The organism is endosymbiont of unidentified scaly snail isolate Monju (genome assembly GCF_000801295.1).
Lineage (GTDB): Bacteria > Pseudomonadota > Gammaproteobacteria > Chromatiales > Chromatiaceae > MONJU.
Genome location: NZ_AP012978.1, coordinates 1,185,664 through 1,202,575 on the forward strand (window position 1 = coordinate 1,185,664; position 16,912 = coordinate 1,202,575).

The 16,912-nt window shown below is 64.7% G+C and carries 19 protein-coding genes; 12 read left to right on the forward strand and 7 right to left on the reverse strand.

The genetic code is table 11. The annotated features are described in order from the left end of the window. Window positions 1-61: 61 nt before the first annotated feature. The 4 genes from grpE (at window position 62) to dapB (ending at window position 5,133) form a co-directional block, all read left to right on the forward strand. Entirely contained in the window at window positions 62-661 is a 600-nt protein-coding gene (grpE, locus tag EBS_RS05585; RefSeq protein WP_043107709.1) for a nucleotide exchange factor GrpE, read from the forward strand. Between the two features lie 65 nt (window positions 662-726). Next, complete coding sequence (gene dnaK / locus EBS_RS05590) at window positions 727-2,676, forward strand: molecular chaperone DnaK (protein WP_043107710.1); 1,950 nt, start codon at window positions 727-729, stop codon at window positions 2,674-2,676. Between the two features lie 136 nt (window positions 2,677-2,812). Next, the gene (dnaJ, locus tag EBS_RS05595; protein WP_043107712.1) at window positions 2,813-3,955 is read left to right on the forward strand and encodes a molecular chaperone DnaJ; all 1,143 of its coding nucleotides are present in this window, start codon (window positions 2,813-2,815) and stop codon (window positions 3,953-3,955) included. 374 nt (window positions 3,956-4,329) lie between these two features. Next, window positions 4,330-5,133, forward strand: a complete 804-nt coding sequence (gene dapB, locus EBS_RS05600) for a 4-hydroxy-tetrahydrodipicolinate reductase (RefSeq protein ID WP_043107714.1) — start codon at window positions 4,330-4,332, stop codon at window positions 5,131-5,133. An 86-nt stretch (window positions 5,134-5,219) separates the two neighbouring features. Here the strand turns inward: dapB and EBS_RS05605 are convergent, their stop codons facing one another. Together EBS_RS05605 and EBS_RS05610 are read right to left on the reverse strand one after the other, a co-directional pair. After that, window positions 5,220-5,519, reverse strand: coding sequence for a hypothetical protein (locus EBS_RS05605; RefSeq protein ID WP_043107715.1), 300 nt, complete (start codon window positions 5,517-5,519; stop codon window positions 5,220-5,222). Further along, window positions 5,519-6,238: an SDR family oxidoreductase gene (locus EBS_RS05610; RefSeq protein WP_043107717.1), complete on the reverse strand. Its 720-nt coding sequence runs from the start codon at window positions 6,236-6,238 to the stop codon at window positions 5,519-5,521. The genes EBS_RS05605 and EBS_RS05610 overlap by 1 nt, the downstream gene beginning before the upstream one ends. 66 nt (window positions 6,239-6,304) lie before the next feature. Between EBS_RS05610 and EBS_RS05615 the strand changes: the two genes are divergently transcribed. The 7 genes from EBS_RS05615 to EBS_RS05640 all read left to right on the forward strand — a co-directional run bounded on the left by EBS_RS05615 (window position 6,305) and on the right by EBS_RS05640 (window position 11,451). Further along, entirely contained in the window at window positions 6,305-6,892 is a 588-nt protein-coding gene (locus tag EBS_RS05615; protein WP_171816192.1) for a hypothetical protein, read from the forward strand. Further along, window positions 6,879-7,037 (forward strand): flagellar hook-length control protein FliK, encoded by a 159-nt coding sequence (locus EBS_RS14235; RefSeq protein WP_171816193.1) that lies wholly within the window; start codon window positions 6,879-6,881, stop codon window positions 7,035-7,037. Before EBS_RS05615 ends, EBS_RS14235 begins: the two co-directional genes overlap by 14 nt. A gap of 140 nt (window positions 7,038-7,177) precedes the next feature. Next, window positions 7,178-7,468 carry a LapA family protein gene (locus EBS_RS05620; protein WP_231892855.1) on the forward strand — a complete coding sequence of 97 codons (291 nt, stop codon included), beginning with the start codon at window positions 7,178-7,180 and terminating at the stop codon, window positions 7,466-7,468. Between the two features lie 7 nt (window positions 7,469-7,475). After that, on the forward strand, window positions 7,476-8,645 hold the full coding sequence (lapB, locus tag EBS_RS05625) for a lipopolysaccharide assembly protein LapB (protein ID WP_043107720.1): 1,170 nt from the start codon (window positions 7,476-7,478) through the stop codon (window positions 8,643-8,645). Window positions 8,646-8,669: 24 nt separating this feature from the next. Further along, window positions 8,670-9,380, forward strand: coding sequence for an orotidine-5'-phosphate decarboxylase (pyrF, locus tag EBS_RS05630; protein WP_043107721.1), 711 nt, complete (start codon window positions 8,670-8,672; stop codon window positions 9,378-9,380). A 204-nt stretch (window positions 9,381-9,584) separates the two neighbouring features. Beyond that, window positions 9,585-10,775, forward strand: a complete 1,191-nt coding sequence (gene sat / locus EBS_RS05635; protein ID WP_043107723.1) for a sulfate adenylyltransferase — start codon at window positions 9,585-9,587, stop codon at window positions 10,773-10,775. An 88-nt stretch (window positions 10,776-10,863) separates the two neighbouring features. Beyond that, window positions 10,864-11,451, forward strand: a complete 588-nt coding sequence (locus EBS_RS05640; protein WP_043107724.1) for an NUDIX domain-containing protein — start codon at window positions 10,864-10,866, stop codon at window positions 11,449-11,451. Between the two features lie 3 nt (window positions 11,452-11,454). Here EBS_RS05640 and EBS_RS05645 read toward each other — a convergent pair whose 3' ends face one another. From EBS_RS05645 to EBS_RS05655, 3 genes are all read right to left on the reverse strand, one after another. After that, window positions 11,455-12,231 carry a secretin N-terminal domain-containing protein gene (locus EBS_RS05645; protein WP_043107725.1) on the reverse strand — a complete coding sequence of 259 codons (777 nt, stop codon included), beginning with the start codon at window positions 12,229-12,231 and terminating at the stop codon, window positions 11,455-11,457. A gap of 85 nt (window positions 12,232-12,316) precedes the next feature. Then, a complete protein-coding gene (locus tag EBS_RS05650; RefSeq protein WP_043107726.1) occupies window positions 12,317-12,745 on the reverse strand; it encodes a GNAT family N-acetyltransferase in 429 nt (142 codons plus the stop codon). Then, window positions 12,738-13,850: a JmjC domain-containing protein gene (locus EBS_RS05655; RefSeq protein WP_171816194.1), complete on the reverse strand. Its 1,113-nt coding sequence runs from the start codon at window positions 13,848-13,850 to the stop codon at window positions 12,738-12,740. Before EBS_RS05655 ends, EBS_RS05650 begins: the two co-directional genes overlap by 8 nt. A 286-nt stretch (window positions 13,851-14,136) precedes the next feature. On the opposite strand from EBS_RS05655, the gene EBS_RS05660 reads away from it, so the two are divergent. Then, complete coding sequence (locus EBS_RS05660; protein ID WP_052199340.1) at window positions 14,137-14,838, forward strand: OmpA family protein; 702 nt, start codon at window positions 14,137-14,139, stop codon at window positions 14,836-14,838. A gap of 150 nt (window positions 14,839-14,988) precedes the next feature. On the opposite strand, the gene purB is transcribed toward EBS_RS05660, so the two are convergent. Then, window positions 14,989-16,356 (reverse strand): adenylosuccinate lyase, encoded by a 1,368-nt coding sequence (gene purB, locus EBS_RS05665; RefSeq protein WP_043107727.1) that lies wholly within the window; start codon window positions 16,354-16,356, stop codon window positions 14,989-14,991. Between the two features lie 108 nt (window positions 16,357-16,464). Continuing rightward, window positions 16,465-16,860: a hypothetical protein gene (locus tag EBS_RS05670; RefSeq protein ID WP_043107728.1), complete on the reverse strand. Its 396-nt coding sequence runs from the start codon at window positions 16,858-16,860 to the stop codon at window positions 16,465-16,467. Window positions 16,861-16,912: the final 52 nt, after the last annotated feature.

Genomic DNA, 16,912 nt, shown 5'->3' on the forward strand with positions numbered 1-16,912 from the left:
GCAGCCTGAATGGGTGAGGCTGCTTTTAGTTTTGAATCAAAGTCTTAGCAAGAGGTTCTTGATGAACGACATCAACAAGGAGGCGGCTGCCGAGCCGCAAGAAGAAGCTGTCGACTCCTTCGAGGAGGAGCTGCAGGAGATCGAAGCCGAGGCCGCCGAAATCGAGCAGGATGCCGACGAGCTCAACCGGCTGCTTGCCGAGGCGCGCGCCAGGGCCGACGAGACCTACGACAAGCTGATGCGTGCCCATGCCGAGATAGAGAACCTCAAGCGCCGGCACGCACAGGAGGTCGAAAAGGCGCACAAGTTTGCGCTGGAGAAGTTCGTCTCCGAGTTGCTGGGGGTGCGTGACAGCCTCGAGCTGGGCTTTGCGGCCGCGCAGGACGAGAGCACGGATGTGGCCAAGCTGCGCGAAGGCACCGAGCTGACGCTGAAGATGCTGGCCGACGTGATGGGCAAGTTCGGTGTCGAACAGCTCGACCCGGTGGGGCAGGCTTTCGATCCGGAGTACCACCAGGCCATGGCCACGGTGCCGCGCGCCGATGTCGAGCCGAACACCGTGGTGGACGTGATTCAGAAGGGATACACCCTGAACGGGCGCCTGGTGCGTCCGGCGCTGGTCGCGGTCTCCAAAGCCGCCGAAGGCGACGGCGGGGCTTGAAAGCGGGCAGGCCAGCCCCACATGAGCAACAGTTTTGAAGATTAGCCAAAAGACGGAGAACCCCAATGGGCAAGATCATCGGTATTGACCTCGGAACCACCAACTCCTGTGTCGCCGTGATGGAGGGCGACACCCCCAAGGTCATCGAGAACAGCGAAGGCGCACGCACCACACCTTCGGTCGTGGCCTTCACCAAGGATGGCGAGATCCTGGTTGGCCAGTCGGCCAAGCGTCAGGCCGTGACCAACCCGGAGAACACCCTGTTTGCCATCAAGCGCCTGATCGGTCGTCGCTTCGAGGACGACGTGGTCAAGCGTGACCAGGACATCGTGCCTTACAAGATCGTCAAGGCCGACAATGGCGACGCCTGGGTGGAGGTCAACGGCAAGAAGATGGCTCCACAGGAGATCTCGGCCAAGGTCCTGCAGAAGATGAAGAAGACCGCCGAGGACTACCTGGGCGAGCCGGTGACCGAGGCGGTCATCACGGTGCCGGCCTACTTCAACGACTCGCAGCGTCAGGCTACCAAGGACGCCGGGCGCATCGCCGGCCTGGAGGTCAAGCGCATCATCAACGAGCCGACCGCCGCAGCCCTGGCCTACGGCATGGACAAGTCGCCCGGCGACAAGAAGCTGGCCGTCTACGACCTGGGCGGTGGTACCTTCGACGTGTCCATCATCGAGGTGGCCGAGATCGACGGCGAGCGCCAGTTCGAGGTGCTGTCCACCAACGGGGACACCTTCCTCGGTGGTGAAGACTTCGACATGCGCATCATCGACTACCTGATCGACGAGTTCAAAAAGGAGCAGGGCGTCGATCTGCGCCAGGACCCGCTGGCCCTGCAGCGCCTGAAGGAAGCCGCCGAAAAGGCCAAGATCGAGCTGTCCTCGAGCCAGCAGACCGACATCAACCTGCCGTACATCACGGCCGATGCGAGCGGTCCCAAGCACATGAACATCAAGCTCACCCGCGCCAAGCTGGAGGCGCTGGTGGACGACCTGGTGCAGCGCACCCTCGAGCCGTGCAAGACCGCACTGGCCGATGCCGGCCTGTCCGCCTCGGATATCGACGATGTCATCCTGGTCGGCGGTCAGACCCGCATGCCCAAGGTGCAGGAAGTGGTCGAGCAGTTCTTCGGCAAGGCGCCGCGCAAGGACGTCAACCCCGACGAGGCGGTGGCCATTGGTGCTGCCATACAGGGTGGCGTGCTCGCCGGTGACGTGAAGGACGTGCTGTTGCTCGACGTGACCCCGCTGAGCCTGGGTATCGAGACCATGGGTGGGGTGATGACCAAGCTGATCGAAAAGAACACGACCATCCCGACCCGGGCCTCGCAGATCTTCTCGACGGCCGAGGACAACCAGACTGCGGTCACCGTGCACGTGCTGCAGGGTGAGCGGGAGCAGGCTGCGGCCAACAAGTCGCTGGGTCGCTTCGACCTGACCGACATCCCGCCGGCGCCGCGCGGGGTGCCGCAGATCGAGGTCAGCTTCGACATCGATGCCAACGGCATTCTGCACGTTTCTGCCAAGGACAAGGCGACTGGCAAGGAACAGTCGATCAAGATCACGGCCTCCTCCGGCCTGTCCGAGGAAGAGATCGAGCGGATGGTCAAGGATGCCGAGATGCATGCCGAGGAAGACAAGAAGTTCCAGGAGCTGGTCACCGCGCGCAACAGCGCTGACGCCCTGATTCACGCCACCCGCAAGTCCATGGACGAGCTGGGCGACAAGCTCGAGGCCGACGAGAAGGAAAAGATCGAGAAGGCTATTGCCGAGCTCGAAGAGGCCATGAAGGGTGACGACAAGGACGCCATCGAGGCCAAGACCAAGGCACTTGCCGAGGCCTCGAACAAGATGGCCGAGCGCCTCTACCAGCAGCAGGGCGGTGACGCCGGGGCTGCCGCGGGAGCAGCCGGTGCAGCCGCAGGAGCCGCGGGTGCCGGTGCGGCCTCGGGAGAGGCCGACGACGATGTCGTCGATGCCGAGTTCGAAGAGGTGGACGACAAGAAGTAAGGCGATGTCGCTCGTTTGAATATCGCCACCCGGAACGTGCGGTTCGCGAGGACCGCGCGTTCTGGCGTTTTCGGGCATGCGGTATGATGCGCCGCCCGGTGGACGCGGGCCGGGTCACGAGACAGAGTGAGAATCCATGTCGAAGCGTTGCTATTACGAGGTCCTGGGCATCCAGCGCAATGCCAGCGAGGCCGAGATCAAGAAGGCCTATCGCCGGCTGGCCATGAAGTATCACCCCGATCGCAACAGCGGCGAGGGCGCGGCCGAGGCGGAGCTCAAGTTCAAGGAGGTCAAGGAGGCCTACGAGGTCCTCTCCGACTCGCAGAAGCGGGCGGCCTATGACCAGTTCGGCCATGCCGGCGTGGACGGTGCGGCCGCCGCCGGGGCAGGGGGCTTCGGTGGCGGCGGGGCCAGCTTCAGCGACATCTTTGGCGACGTGTTCGGCGACATCTTCGGTGGCGGCCGAGGTGGACGCCAGCAGGTCTATCGTGGCGCCGATCTCCGCTACAACCTGGAGCTGAGCCTCGAGGATGCAGTGGCCGGCACCACGGTCAAGATCAAGGTGCCCACCTGGACCCAGTGCGAGACCTGTGGCGGCAGCGGTGCGCGCAAGGGCAGTGCGCCCAAGACCTGCGGCACCTGTCACGGCGCGGGGCAAGTGCGTCTGCAGCAGGGCTTCTTCTCGGTACAGCAGACTTGCCCGGCCTGCCACGGTCGCGGGGAGGTCATCGAAGACCCCTGTCCCACCTGTCATGGCCAGGGCCGGGTGCAGAAGACCAAGACCCTCTCGGTCAAGGTGCCGCCGGGCGTGGATACCGGCGACCGCATCCGCCTGGCGGGCGAGGGCGAGGCCGGCGAGAATGGCGGACCGCCCGGTGACCTGTACGTACAGGTGCACGTGCGCGAGCATCCCATCTTTACCCGGGACGACGCCAACCTGTACTGCGAGATGCCCATCCCCTTCACCCGTGCGGCGCTCGGCGGCGAGGTCGAGGTGCCCACCCTCGATGGCAAGGTCAAGCTCAAGATTCCCGAGGGCACTCAGACCGGGCGCATGTTCCGCTTGCGTGGCAAGGGGGTGAAGCCGGTGCGTGGCGGCCCGCAGGGCGATCTCATCGTCCGTGTCGTGGTCGAGACCCCGGTCAAGCTCACCGCCGAGCAGCGCCGGCTGATCGAGGAACTCGACCAGTCGCTCACCGGTGGTGGCAGCAAGCACAGTCCCAACGCCCACGGCTGGCTGGACAAGGTGAAAGGATTCCTGAAGGACGTGGGACTGTAGGTTCTGTCAACCACAAAGCACACAAAGGCCACGAAGGGGGCGGGGGCGTTTCGCGACCGTGCGAGGGGATGAAACCGCCAAGGGCGCAAAGGACGCGAAGGGTTTGAAGGGAAATTTTCTGGTTTGGTTACACTTTGACTGCTTTGTGAACGCTCTGACGAAGTGGCCAAAGAGCGTTCCTTGCGATGCTTTGCGTGCTTGGCCACCTTGGCGGTTTATCCAAGCGAGGGCGTGCCGAGACGTAATCTCTGAAATCCTTTGTGCGCTTTGTGTTCTTTGTGGTTCATCTGTGGCTTCTCCAATCCATCTAAAACCATCCCGGCAGGGTACAATCGGGGCGGGTTCATTCAGAGCAATTCGATAGAGAACAGATCATGATGCGAGTCGCAGTCGTCGGCGCCGCCGGGCGCATGGGCCGGAACCTCATCCAGGCCGTCCACCAGCACCCCGAACTGGAACTCACCGCTGCCACCGAGCGGCCTGATTCGGAGATGATCGGCCTGGACGCCGGTGAACTGGCGGGGGTGGGGCGTCTGAACGTGTCGATCTCGCACAGTCTCACCAAGGTGGTGGACCAGTTCGACGTGGTCATCGACTTCACCAGCCCCGATGCCACCATGATCCACCTCGACATCTGCCGCGAGCACGGCCGCAAGATGGTCATCGGCACCACCGGCCTGAGCGATGCACAGAAGGCGCGCATCGACCAGGCGGCCAAGGACATCGCCATCGTCTTTGCGCCCAACATGAGCATTGGCGTCAATCTCTGCTTCAAGCTGCTGGAACTGGCCGCGCGGGTGATGGGCGATGACGCCGACATCGAGATCATCGAGGCTCATCACCGCCACAAGGTCGATGCTCCTTCCGGCACCGCCCTGCGCATGGGTGAGGTCGTGGCCGAGACGCTGGGGCGCGACCTCAAGGAAGTCGCGGTCTATGGCCGCGAAGGCCACACCGGCCCGCGTGACCGGCGCACCATCGGCTTCGAGACCATCCGTGCCGGCGACGTGGTCGGCGAGCACAACGTCTGGTTCGCTACCGAAGGCGAGCGCGTGGAGATCGTGCACAAGGCCTCCAGCCGCATGACTTTTGCCAACGGGGCGGCGCGTGCCTGCGCCTGGCTGGCCGGGCAGGACAAGGGGCGCTTCGACATGCAGGACGTGCTCGGGCTGCGCTGAACGGCGCACTGAAGATGCCTTGCGGCTGAGGCAGGAGTGTTTCACCCACAAGGGTCACGCAGTGCATAAGGGCCCCGGGGCGGCGGTCAGAGCTGCCCGCCCAGTTCCATCAGTATCCGACCTTCAGGATGATGGCTCGCCGGGCCATCGGGACCGTAGTACCAGGCTATCGCGGCGCGGACCAGGTGACGCTGGCGACGGGGGATGGTGGCCGGGCCGTCGTCCGCGGCGAGCTGGCGGGCGGTATCGAGCAGGGTCTCGCGGGCGACCTGGGCGCAGGGCGAGCCGCCGGGTGGATAGGCGGCTTCCACATAGGTACGCAGGGCCTCGGCCAGCTGCACGGCTTGTTCCGGCGAGCAGTCGAGGGTGACGACCCTTCCCGCCATCAACTCTTGCCGTAGACCGGGATGGCCGCGCCGGTGACGCAGCGCGCGGCGTCGGAAGCGAGAAACAGCACCACATCGGCCAGTGCCTCGGGCGGCACCCACTGGCTGTGATCTGCGTCGGGCATGGCCTCGCGGTTCTGCGGGGTGTCGATGGTGCCGGGCAGGATGCAGTTGACGGTGATGTCGTCAAACTTCGTCTCGGCGGCGATGGATTTGGTGAGCGTCTTGACCGCGGCCTTGGAGGCGCAATACGGCCCCATGCGCCCCTTGGCTTGCAGGGCGGCGCGCGCCGATACGTTGATGATCCGTCCCCAGCCGTTCTCCAGCATGCTGGGCAGCGCGGCGCGGCAGGTGTAGAACACCGAGCGCGCGTTGAGGTTCATCATGAAGTCCCAGTCGCGGTCTTCGGTATCCTGGATCAGCGGTCCCATGGTGAAGCCGCCGGCGATGTTGGCGAGGATGTCGATGCGGCCGAAGCGGTCGATCACCGCCTGCAGGGTGGCGCTCACCGATTCGGGCTTGAGCAGGTCGACCGCGAAGGCCTGCGTCTCGGCGCCGGCAGGCAGTTGCTCGTCGATCACCGCCTGGATCACCGGTTCGCTCAGGTCGAGCAGAGCGACGCGCGCGCCGCGTTCGGCAAAGGCGCGTGCCACCGCGCGTCCCAGGTTGCCGGCGGCGCCGGTGACGACCGCTACCTTGTTGTCGAATTCGCTGGACATGGGGTTCCTCTCTGGCACGTTGTCTGCTTGTGGTTCTTCGATTCCATCAGCATAGCAGGACAGGAGATGACGACAGTGCCGCAATTGCCGGGTATGAAACAGGGTTTCGAGCGGCTGTTCGAGGCCCCCCCGGCAGCGACGCCGGAGGGAGAGGCGTTCGGTGCAGAGCTGAAACGCTTGTTCGCCGATGACAAGCTGGAGATCGAGGAGCTGCCGCCCGAATTGCAGGCGCTGCTGCGCCAGTGGCTGGCCGGTGGGGCCGAGCTGCCGCTGCCGCTCGCCGGAGGCGGCCAGGTATTGCCGTCGGGGGTGGCGGGGGAGGGGCAGTCATCTGCCGCGTCGTTCGCCACGATCGGCAATCTGCTCTCGCAGCGGTCGGCCGGTGGTTCGGGTGATGCCCTGTCGGCAGCGATGGCTGCCGCGCTCGAATCGGTCGATTCCGAGGTCTCCGGATTCGATGATCTCCTGGCCCTGGCCGACAACGCCCGTCAGGCCCTGGTGGACGCGAGCGCGGCCGGCGAGGCGCTGGCCAGCGCCGCCGGCGCGCGCCCTGCCGGCCCGCGAATTGCTGGCGATGCCCCTGCCGCAGCCGGTGGGCAGTCCGCCCTGGGGAGGGGCCCTGGGCGAGCGCCTGCAATGGATGGTCAAGGGTGATGTGCAGCAGGTGGAACTGAAGATCTCACCGCCCAACCTGGGGCCGCTGGAGGTGCGTCTGACCATCAACAACGACAAGGCCAGCGTGAGCTTCGTGTCGCATCACGCCCTGGTGCGCGACGCCGGCAGGCGATGCCCTGGATGAAGGCGTGATCGGCGAGCAGCAGGCTGGCGCCCTTGTCGGGAAGGGACTACTGGATCTGTTCGCCTGAGTCCGGCGACCCGGTTCAATCCACGACCGCCTCGCTGCTATGATGTGCGCGTTACCTGAGGAGGGGGATACGCGTGCGCAGCCTGATCAAACTCATTGTCGCCGTCCTGTTGATGGTGCTTGGAGCAGCCTTCGCCATCGTCAACGAGCAGCCGGTGGAGCTGGATCTCTACTTCGTGGCTGTGAACATGCCCTTGTCGATGATCCTGTTGCTGGCCATAGGGGGCGGTATCCTGCTTGGTTCGCTGGCGAGTTTCCTCTATTTCGTGAAGATCCGGAAAGAGAACGCGAACTTGCGGCGCCAGGCGCGCCTGGCCGAGCAGGAGGTGAAGAACCTCCGCAGCCTGCCGATCAACGATCACTGACACTGTCATGCAGGAACTCCTCTGGTTGCTGCTGCCTGTCGCCGCCGCCTCCGGCTGGTGGGCGGCCACGCGCAGCCTGCGCAAGAAGCTCGCAGCCGGCCAGCGGCGTCACGATCCCGCCTATTTTCGGGGGTTGAACCATCTGCTCAACGAGGAGCCGGACAAGGCCATCGATGTCTTCATCGAGATGCTCGAGGTGGACAGTGATACCGTGGAGACTCACCTGGCGCTGGGCAACCTGTTCCGTCGGCGCGGCGAGGTCGATCGTGCCATTCGCATCCATCAGAACCTGATCGCGCGTCCGGCGCTCACCACCGAACAGCGAGGCCAGGCGCTGCTGGAGCTGGGCCAGGACTACCTGCGCGCGGGGCTCTACGACCGTGCCGAGAACCTGTTCAACGAGCTGCGCCAGCACAAGCTGCACCTGCCACATGCCCTGCGCCACCTCCTCACCATCTATCAGCAGGAAAAGGACTGGGAAGCCTGCCTGCGGATCGCCGACGAGCTTGAACGTCATGCCGACGCCGATCTATCGGTCGAGCGTTCGCAATACTATTGCGAACTGGCCGGCGAGGCCGAACGCCGGGGACAGCGCAAGCGGGCCGTGGTGCTGTTGCGCAAGGCCCTGGCAGCCGACCGGGGCTGCGTGCGCGCCAGCCACCAACTGGCCCGCATGGAGCGCGAGTCGGGCAGTGCCGCCGATGCCGTCAAGCTGTATCTCGCCACTGTGGAGCGGGATCCGGACTACCTGCCCGAGGTGATAGAGGAGATCGTGCAGACCAATCGCGCACTGGGGCGCCACGATCGTCTGCGCCAGTTCCTCGAGGATATGGCGGCGCGCCACCCCAACCGGGGCGCGGAACTGCACCTGGTGGACCTGATCCGCGAGACCGAGGGTGAGCAGGCAGCACTCGACTACCTGAACGATTACATCGCGCGTACGCCGTCGCTGCTGGGTCTGATGCGCCTGCTGGAGCTGCGCTGCGATCGCGCCGGTGGACACAACGACACCCTGCTCGGCCAGGTTCGCGACCAGCTGCGGCGGCTGATGCGCGAGCGCGCCGTCTACCAGTGTGGCCGGTGCGGTTTCGAGGCCAAGCAGCTGCACTGGCAGTGTCCGAGTTGTCATGCCTGGGCGACTATCCGGCGCCGTCCGCTGCACGATGCGGACGGCTGATTTCCTGCAATACGAGAATCTGTCATGAGCGAAGTTTTCTCCCCCCGCGTGATCGTGGCCCTGGACTACCCCGCCGAGGCGCCTGCCCTGGCGCTGATCGACCAGCTGGACCCCGGCATATGCCGGCTGAAGATCGGCAAGGAGATGTTCACCCGCCTGGGACCGGATTTCGTGCGTCGGGTGATCGATCGCGGCTTCGAGGTATTCCTGGACCTCAAGTACCACGACATCCCCAACACCGTGGCCGCGGCCTGCGAGGCGGCCGCCGACCTGGGCGTGTGGATGCTCAACCTGCATGCTTCGGGCGGGCGACGCATGATGGAGACGGCCATGGCGCGCCTGGCACAGCGCCACGAACGCCCCCTGCTGGTCGCGGTGACCATCCTCACCAGCCTGGGAGCCGATGAGCTGGCCGAGATCGGCTTTGTCGGCAGTCCCGAGGAAAATGTGCAGCGGCTGGCCGGCCTGGCCGCGGATTGCGGGCTCGACGGCGTGGTCTGCTCGCCACGCGAGGCGGCCACCCTGCGTGCGCAGCAGGGCGATGATTTTCTGCTGGTGACCCCGGGGGTGCGTCCGGCGACCGCTTCGCTGGACGACCAGACCCGGGTGATGACCCCCGGCGATGCCATCCGCGCCGGCTCCAGTCACCTGGTGGTGGGCAGGCCCATCACGGCGGCAGCCGATCCGCTGGCTGCGCTCTCGGCCATCGCCGAAGAGGTCGCGGCTGCCGTTTGAGCCAAAAAACCCCGATTTTCTTACCCCGATATAAAAAGAACCTTGGGGCAGAGCGCGCGCCGGTCTGGTAGCTTTAGGTTCCACTAATGTGTTGATGTAGAATCTGCGCGCCAGAGTCTTGTGTAATCAATATCTTATGGCGACATCCTCACGTTCTGTATCAGGTCATCTCACTCGAAATCGCAATGCTGGAGGAGCGTCCGCATGATCAATCCCGTTGGCTCTGACGAGCTCAAGCCCCTGTTCGTATACGACGACAAGGAACATGAAGCGCTGATGCACGAGGCCGAATCGTTGCCGTCACTGGTCATCAGCTCGCAGGCTGCCGGCAATGCCGTGATGCTGGGCGGTGGCTATTTCAGCCCGCTCAAGGGTTACATGAACGTGGCCGACGCCATGGGTGCTGCCGACAAGATGACGCTCACCGACGGCTCCTTCTTCCCGGTGCCGGTGATGTGCCTGGTCGAGAGCACCGAGGCCATCGGTGACGCCAAGCGCATCGCGCTGCGTGACCCCAACGTCGAAGGCAACCCGGTGCTGGCGGTGATGGACATCGAGAACATCGAGGAAGTCACCGACGAGCAGATGGCCTTCATGACCGAGAAGGTCTATCGCACCACCGACATGGAGCACCCCGGCGTCAAGGCTTTCAACAGTCAGGGTCGCATCGCCCTGTCCGGCCCCATCAAGGTGCTGAACTTCAGCTACTTCATTACCGACTTCCCGGACACCTTCCGCACTGCGGTGGAGATCCGCAACGAGATCAAAGAGCGCGGCTGGAACAAGGTGGTCGCCTTCCAGACCCGCAACCCCATGCACCTGGCGCACGAGGAGTTGTGCCACATGGCCATGGAACGGACCGGGGCCGACGGCCTGGTGATCCACATGCTGCTGGGCAAGCTCAAGCCGGGCGACATCCCCGCGCCGGTGCGTGACGCCGCCATCCGCAAGATGGTCGAGCTGTACTTCCCGCCGAACAGCGTGATGGTCACCGGCTACGGCTTCGATATGCTCTATGCCGGTCCGCGCGAGGCCGTGCTGCACGCCTATTTCCGCCAGAACATGGGTGCGACGCACTTCATCATCGGCCGTGATCACGCCGGCGTGGGTGACTACTACGGTGCCTTCGACGCCCAGACTATCTTCGACGAGGAAGTGCCGCCGGGCGCACTGCAGATCGAGATCTTCAAGGCCGACCACACCGCCTGGTCGAAGAAGCTCAACAAAGTGGTGATGATGCGCGAGGCGCCGGACCACACCAAGGAAGACTTCATCCTGCTCTCCGGCACCAAGGTGCGCGAGATGCTGGGTCAGGGCATCGCCCCGCCGCCCGAGTTCTCTCGCCCCGAGGTGGCGCAGATCCTCATCGACTACTATCAGAGCCTGAACAAGTAACCGGTCTGACAGCAGTCGCCTGAAGGACCCGCTCCGGTGCGCCGGGGCGGGTCTTTTCGTAGGGGCCCGGCTGTGCCATGGTTGGCGCATGGACGAGGAATACCGTTACCAGCCACTCGAAGAAGAGCGCCTCTGTCAGGGCTTCCTGAAGATCCACCGTCACCGCCTGCGGCATGCCAGCTTCCGTGGCGGCTGGTGCCCGGAGATCGTGCGCGAACGCATCGAGGACCTCGCGGCGGTCTCGGTGCTGCTCTACGATCCCGCCGAGGACGCGGTGGTGCTGGTCGAACAATTCCGCGTGGGCTTGATGGGGCAGGTCGAGCCACCCTGGACCCTGGAGACGGTCTCGGGCTTCTGCGACAAGACGCCCGAGGCGGTGGCGCGGCGCGAGGTGGCCGAGGAGACCGGCTGTGTCCTGCGCGCGCTGTACCCGATCGGTGCCTTCTTTGTCAGCCCCGGCATCTCGGTCGAGCGCATACACCTGTTTTTGGGCGAGGTGGACAGTGGCCAGGCCGGCGGCATTCACGGCCTGCCGGAAGAAGGCGAGGAGATCCGCGTGGTAGTGATGCCGCGCGCGCAGGCACTGGCCGAGTGCTTCGGGCGCATCAACTCCACCAGCGCGCTGATTGCCCTGCAATGGCTGGCGCTGGCGCGGCGTGACGGCCGCCTCGCGTGACCCTCAGTCCAGGGCGATGACTCGTGCCCGGATCGTCACCTCGTCGTGTGCACGGGTGTGCGCGGACAGGCCGATGCCCTGCTCGCGTTCGCTCCCCTGCGTCTCGATGCTGCCGATCGACAGCCATTCGCCGAGGCGGCCACTGGCCACCGTTTCGGCGTCTTGCAGGGCGAAGCGTCCTCCGCTGGCCTCCCGCTGATCCTGCTGGTATACCTCGAGTGTGACCCTGTCGCCATGCACCCGCGGCAGCACCAGGATGCCGGTGTGCAGGTCCTTGTAACGCACGCTCAGGCGTTCTTCGGTCTGGTTGCCGTAGCGGTGCTGTTCGACCGTGTAGATCGGCACCGAGCGGCCGATGCGGATCAACGCGGGGCGCCCGTCCAGGGTGCGCACCCGTTGCAGGCGCTCGCCGTCCTGCCGAGTATGGCCTTCCATGAAGCGGAGGCGTGCCCGGCCATCGTGGGTATGCAGATCGGCCTCGGTCTTGCGCTGTCCCCGTTCACGACCGACTTCGACCTCGATCAGCAGGCGACGCAGCGGCTGGTCCAGTTCGCCGATCAGCCAGCGGATCTCGTCCAGGCGCTCGGCCGGGGCGCGTACGATCAGGCGATCACCCCAGGCCGAGACGCCGCCGTCCTTGCCCAGTACTTCCCGAAGCTGGGGTACCAGGTCGGCGGCCGGGCGGTGGCGGACGGTGAACAGCGCCGTCTCGGTGGCAGCGAAGACGAGCTGGGAGCCGAGCAGCAGGCAGGTGATCAGCAGGCGGATGCGTGACATCATGGTTTCAGTCTAGCCCGGATATTTCATCCGTCGAGCAGCGCCGGCATCGTGCACCCCCGTTATTCCTCATCTCAGGCGTGAGGGGTCAACCGTCTTCCAGCACCCGCACCATACGCCGGTGGGGAATGCCGGCGTCCTCGAATACCTCGCCCTCGGGCTGGAAGCCGAAACGGCGATAGAATGGCTCTGCCGTGCACTGGGCGTTGAGAAAGACGGTGCGCAGTCCCGCTCGCCTGGCCTCTGCCAGCAGGGTGTGCAGCAGCGCCGAGCCCACGCCCCGGCCACGCCAGTCGCGGTGCACGGCCATGCGGCCGATGTGCCCGTTGGCCAGCAGGCGGCCGGTGCCGATGGCCTGTCTGTCGGGCGAGAGGGCCAGCAGGTGAAGGGCTTTGGCATCCTCGGCATCTTCTTCGAGTTCAGCCGGCACCCCCTGTTCATGGACGAAGACCGCAAAGCGGATGGCCAGCAGGGTCTCGCGCTCGCTGGCCCAGTCGGCAATACGGATCTCAGTCATCGGCCACCAGCCAGCCACGCGCCAGCAGGGTCTCGACCACCGGGGCGGCATCCGCTGGCAGGCTGCCCTGGCCGAAACGGCGCTGGCGGCACAGTGTTTCGAGGGTCTGTGCGTGCGTGCTATCGAACACCAGGCATTCGCCCTGGCTGCAGAGCGCCAGGCGGCCCGCTTCCAGCTCGACCAGGGTGAAACGCGCCCAGGGGTGGCGACGCAACGCTGAACCGTCGAAGGCGGGCGGGGTGTCGGGGGGCTCGATCTCGAAGCCGGGCTTGGGTTCGGTCAGCCAGGCGGCGAGCCAGCGCCGGAAATCGGGGATATCGTCGGGCACGATGCCGCCGATGAGACGGCGCGCGGTGGCCAGGTCACGGGGCTGGAGTCGCGTGGGCAGGTCGGTATCGCTGCCGACGTGGTCGCCGAGCTGTGGGCGTGCCGTCTGCGCGAGATGTTCCAGCCAGGCGGCGGCCAGTTCCAGGTCGGTGGGGCCGCGCATGCCCACCGACCAGGTCATGCATTCGCCCTCGGCAATGCCCCAGTGGGCCACATGGGGCGGCAGGTAGAGTACGTCGCCCGGTTCCAGCAGCCACTCCTCGTTTACCGGGAAATCACGCAGCACGCGTAGCTGGCAGTCGGGCAGCAGGTCGTCATCGGTAAAGACGTGGTCGCTCAGGCGCCACCGCCGCCGCCCTTGCGCCTGTACCAGGAAGACGTCATAGCTGTCGGTATGCGGACCGACCCCGCCGCCATCGACTGCATAGCTGATCATGATGTCGTCGAGTCGCCAGTCGGGGATGAAGTCGAAGGCGTCCAGCAGGTCCGCGACCTCGGGCAGGTACTTGTCCACGTCCTGCACCAGAAGGGTCCAGTCGCGGTCGGGCAAAGTGGCGAAGTCGCTCTCGTCGAAGGGGCCGTGCCGCAATGTCCATTCGCCATTGGTATGCATGATCAGCCGGCTCTCGATGTCCTCCTCGCAGGCCAGGCCGGCGAGCTCCTCGGGCGAGAGTGCGAGTCGGTCCGGGGCGATGGCCTGGCGCAGCAGCAGAGGACGCTTGCCCCAGTATCGGTCGAGAAATTCGGACCTGTCGATGTCGAGGAATGCCAGTGTCATGTCGTATTGTGGTTCGCCACTTCTCGGTTTTTTGCCATTGCGGGCGACCTCGATATTCAAGTATCGGGTATGGCAAGAACGTATTGTAACTGTTGTCATGAACAGACACCGGAGCGGTGCTTCGTCTTACGTTGAATTACTTGCGAAGGCTTGAACTTTGGGTGATCTACCGGTCTAATGCACGCAGAAACGGCTCGCCCGTGTCGGGCTCGCGTCACACTTTGTCCTCGACCACACCAGCAGGGGCCCCGTTCATTCAGAAGGAATCATTATGGGGAGGAAAACCATGTTCCAGAAGATCGAAAACAAGATTGTTGCCCGTATCGCACCGCTCGGCCTGGCGATAGGTCTGGCCTTGGGTGGCGTGGGCGTCGCCGGTGCCGCATCGCATGGTGGCGGTAGCGTTGCCGGCCCTTACCTGACCGATGCAGAGGGCAAGACGGTATTCACCGGTTTCAGCAAGTGCTGGAAGACTGTCGGCGGTGTGGCCACCCCGGTTACCGAGTGTCCCAACACCCCGAAGGGTGTCGAAGTCAACGCCTTCGGCTGCCCGCTGGACACCGATCGTGATGGCGTGGCCGATTACATGGACAAGTGCCCCAACAGTCGTCCGAATGCGCGGGTCAATGCCGATGGTTGTGAAATCGTCGAGAACATCACCATCCAGACCACCATCGACCATTTCGATTTCGACAGTGCCGAACTGAAACCCGCCATGATGTCTGCCCTGGACGATGTCGCGGCCAAGCTCAATGCCTCGCCGGGCAATCAACAGGTGCTGGTGATCGCTCACACCGATTCCACCGGTCCGGAAGGCTACAACCAGCGTCTGTCCGAGCGCCGTGCGCAGGCTGCCGCCGACTACCTGGCCGGCAAGGGCATCACCAACCTGAGCATCAAGGGTATGGGTGAGAGCCAGCCGGTGGCCGACAACGGTACCCGTGAAGGCCGTGCCGCCAACCGTCGCGTGGAGATCGTGGTCAAGTAATCGGTACCGCATCAACCACAAAAAAAGCCGCGGCTGTTGCCGCGGCTTTTTTGTTGGCACCCCCTTCAGGGAAGCCCTGAAAAGTGTGTTCTCCCTTCCCCTGCGTGTGGGGCAGGCGCTTGATCGGAGCCCCTTGGAATCGGCGGGTTCTCAGATCTGTCGAGCCTGCTCGGCCGCGTTGCCGATATAGCTCAGGGGAGTGAGTTCACGCAGGGCGGCCTTGACCTCCTCTGGCAGTTCCAGCCCGTCGACGAAGGCCTGCATGCCGGCCTGGTCCACGCGCTGGCCCCGGGTCAGTTCCTTGAGCTTTTCGTAGGGCTTCTCGATGCCGTAACGGCGCATCACGGTCTGGATGGGCTCGGCCAGTACCTCCCAGTTGCTCAGCAGATCGTCGGCCAGACGCTGTTCGTCGGCCTCGAGCTTGCCGATGCCGCGGCGCAGCGACTGCAGGGCGATCAGGGTATAGGCGAAACCCACGCCCATGTTGCGCAGCACGGTCGAGTCGGTGAGGTCGCGCTGCCAGCGCGAGACCGGCAGCTTCATCGCCAGGTGATCGAACAGGGCATTGGCCAGTCCCAGATTGCCCTCGCCGTTCTCGAAATCGATGGGGTTGACCTTGTGCGGCATGGTCGAGGAGCCGACTTCGCCCGCCACCGTCTTCTGCTTGAAGTAGCCCAGCGAGATATAGCTCCAGACATCGCGCGCAAAGTCGATGAGGATGGTATTGGCGCGCGCGATGGCGTCGAAAAGCTCGGCCATGTAGTCGTGCGGTTCGATCTGGATGGTGTAGGGGTTCCACTCCAGCCCCAGCGACTCGACGAATTCGCGAGCGAAGGCCTGCCAGTTGATCTCCGGATAGGCCGCGAGATGGGCGTTGTAGTTGCCCACGGCGCCGTTGATCTTGCCCAGCAGGGGAACCCTGGCGATCTGTTCGCGCTGGCGGCGCAGGCGCGCCACCACGTTGGCCATCTCCTTGCCCAGTGTGGTGGGCGAAGCGGGCTGGCCGTGGGTGCGCGAGAGCATGGGCAGCTCGGCGTGCGCGTGCGCCAGGGCGCGGATGTCCTCGATCACGCGATCGAGCTCGGGCAACAGGACCTGTTCGCGGCCGGCGCGCAGCATGAGCGCATGCGACAGGTTGTTGATGTCTTCCGAGGTGCAGGCGAAGTGGATGAACTCGCTGACCGCCTCGAGTTCGGCGTTGCCGGCGATGCGCTCCTTGAGGAAATACTCCACTGCCTTCACGTCGTGGTTGGTGGTGCGCTCGATCTCCTTGATGCGAAGGGCGTCGGCTTCACCGAAGTCGGCGACGATGCCATCGAGCAGGGCATTGGCGGCATCCGAGAAGGGCGGCACCTCGCCAATGCCGGGATGACGCGACAGGGCCTGCAACCAGCGGACCTCGACGGTCACGCGGTGATGGATGAGGCCGTATTCGCTGAAGATCGGCCGCAGGGCCTCGGTCTTGCCGCCGTAGCGGCCGTCGATGGGGGAAACCGCGGTGAGGGTGCTCAGTTGCATGCCTGTTGCTCCGTGTCTGCGACCGGATACCGCATCCGGCGTCTGCGAAGCGCGGCATTATACAACCGATGAAAGCGCCGGGCGGCATGCGCCCGGCTTTGGAGAAGATTACTGCTGTTGCGGCATGGCCGGCATCTGCGGCGGGGTGACGGGCTGCTGCTCCATCATGCCGCCGACCTTGTCCTTGGTGGCTTCCACGACTTCGCTGGCCTTCTGCTTGACCTGGTCGTAGGTCTGCACGGCTTTCTCCTTGACCTCGGCCACGACCTCGCTGGTCTTTTCGGTTGCGTCCGAAACAGTCTCGCGGGTGGTTTCCCAAGCCTTGCTGCCGACGGCTGCGGCCTTGTCGGCCATGTCCGCTGAAGGCTCGGTAGTCGTCGAGGTTGTTGTGGCCGGAGCCTGTTGTTTGGCGGCACCGGAACCGGCGCGGTCATCGGCATCCTGGTCGCTGCACGCGCCGAGAGCGAGCGTGGCGATGGCAAGGGCGATCATGGTCTTCTTCATTGCGTTGTTTCTCCCTGTAGTAACGATCCCCTCCGTTTGGGGAACGGCGATA

Coding starts and splice junctions, on each gene's coding strand:
- dapB (WP_043107714.1), top strand. CDS start 4,330: ATGATGCGAGTCGCAGTCGTCGGCGCCGCCGGGCGCATGGGCCGGAAC.
- EBS_RS05605 (WP_043107715.1), bottom strand. CDS start 5,519: ATGGCGGGAAGGGTCGTCACCCTCGACTGCTCGCCGGAACAAGCCGTG.
- EBS_RS05640 (WP_043107724.1), top strand. CDS start 10,864: ATGGACGAGGAATACCGTTACCAGCCACTCGAAGAAGAGCGCCTCTGT.
- EBS_RS05650 (WP_043107726.1), bottom strand. CDS start 12,745: ATGACTGAGATCCGTATTGCCGACTGGGCCAGCGAGCGCGAGACCCTG.
- purB (WP_043107727.1), bottom strand. CDS start 16,356: ATGCAACTGAGCACCCTCACCGCGGTTTCCCCCATCGACGGCCGCTAC.
- EBS_RS05660 (WP_052199340.1), top strand. CDS start 14,137: ATGTTCCAGAAGATCGAAAACAAGATTGTTGCCCGTATCGCACCGCTC.
- lapB (WP_043107720.1), top strand. CDS start 7,476: ATGCAGGAACTCCTCTGGTTGCTGCTGCCTGTCGCCGCCGCCTCCGGC.
- sat (WP_043107723.1), top strand. CDS start 9,585: ATGATCAATCCCGTTGGCTCTGACGAGCTCAAGCCCCTGTTCGTATAC.
- EBS_RS05610 (WP_043107717.1), bottom strand. CDS start 6,238: ATGTCCAGCGAATTCGACAACAAGGTAGCGGTCGTCACCGGCGCCGCC.
- EBS_RS05655 (WP_171816194.1), bottom strand. CDS start 13,850: ATGACACTGGCATTCCTCGACATCGACAGGTCCGAATTTCTCGACCGA.
- grpE (WP_043107709.1), top strand. CDS start 62: ATGAACGACATCAACAAGGAGGCGGCTGCCGAGCCGCAAGAAGAAGCT.
- EBS_RS05645 (WP_043107725.1), bottom strand. CDS start 12,231: ATGATGTCACGCATCCGCCTGCTGATCACCTGCCTGCTGCTCGGCTCC.
- dnaK (WP_043107710.1), top strand. CDS start 727: ATGGGCAAGATCATCGGTATTGACCTCGGAACCACCAACTCCTGTGTC.
- EBS_RS14235 (WP_171816193.1), top strand. CDS start 6,879: ATGGTCAAGGGTGATGTGCAGCAGGTGGAACTGAAGATCTCACCGCCC.
- EBS_RS05670 (WP_043107728.1), bottom strand. CDS start 16,860: ATGAAGAAGACCATGATCGCCCTTGCCATCGCCACGCTCGCTCTCGGC.
- dnaJ (WP_043107712.1), top strand. CDS start 2,813: ATGTCGAAGCGTTGCTATTACGAGGTCCTGGGCATCCAGCGCAATGCC.
- EBS_RS05615 (WP_171816192.1), top strand. CDS start 6,305: ATGACGACAGTGCCGCAATTGCCGGGTATGAAACAGGGTTTCGAGCGG.
- pyrF (WP_043107721.1), top strand. CDS start 8,670: ATGAGCGAAGTTTTCTCCCCCCGCGTGATCGTGGCCCTGGACTACCCC.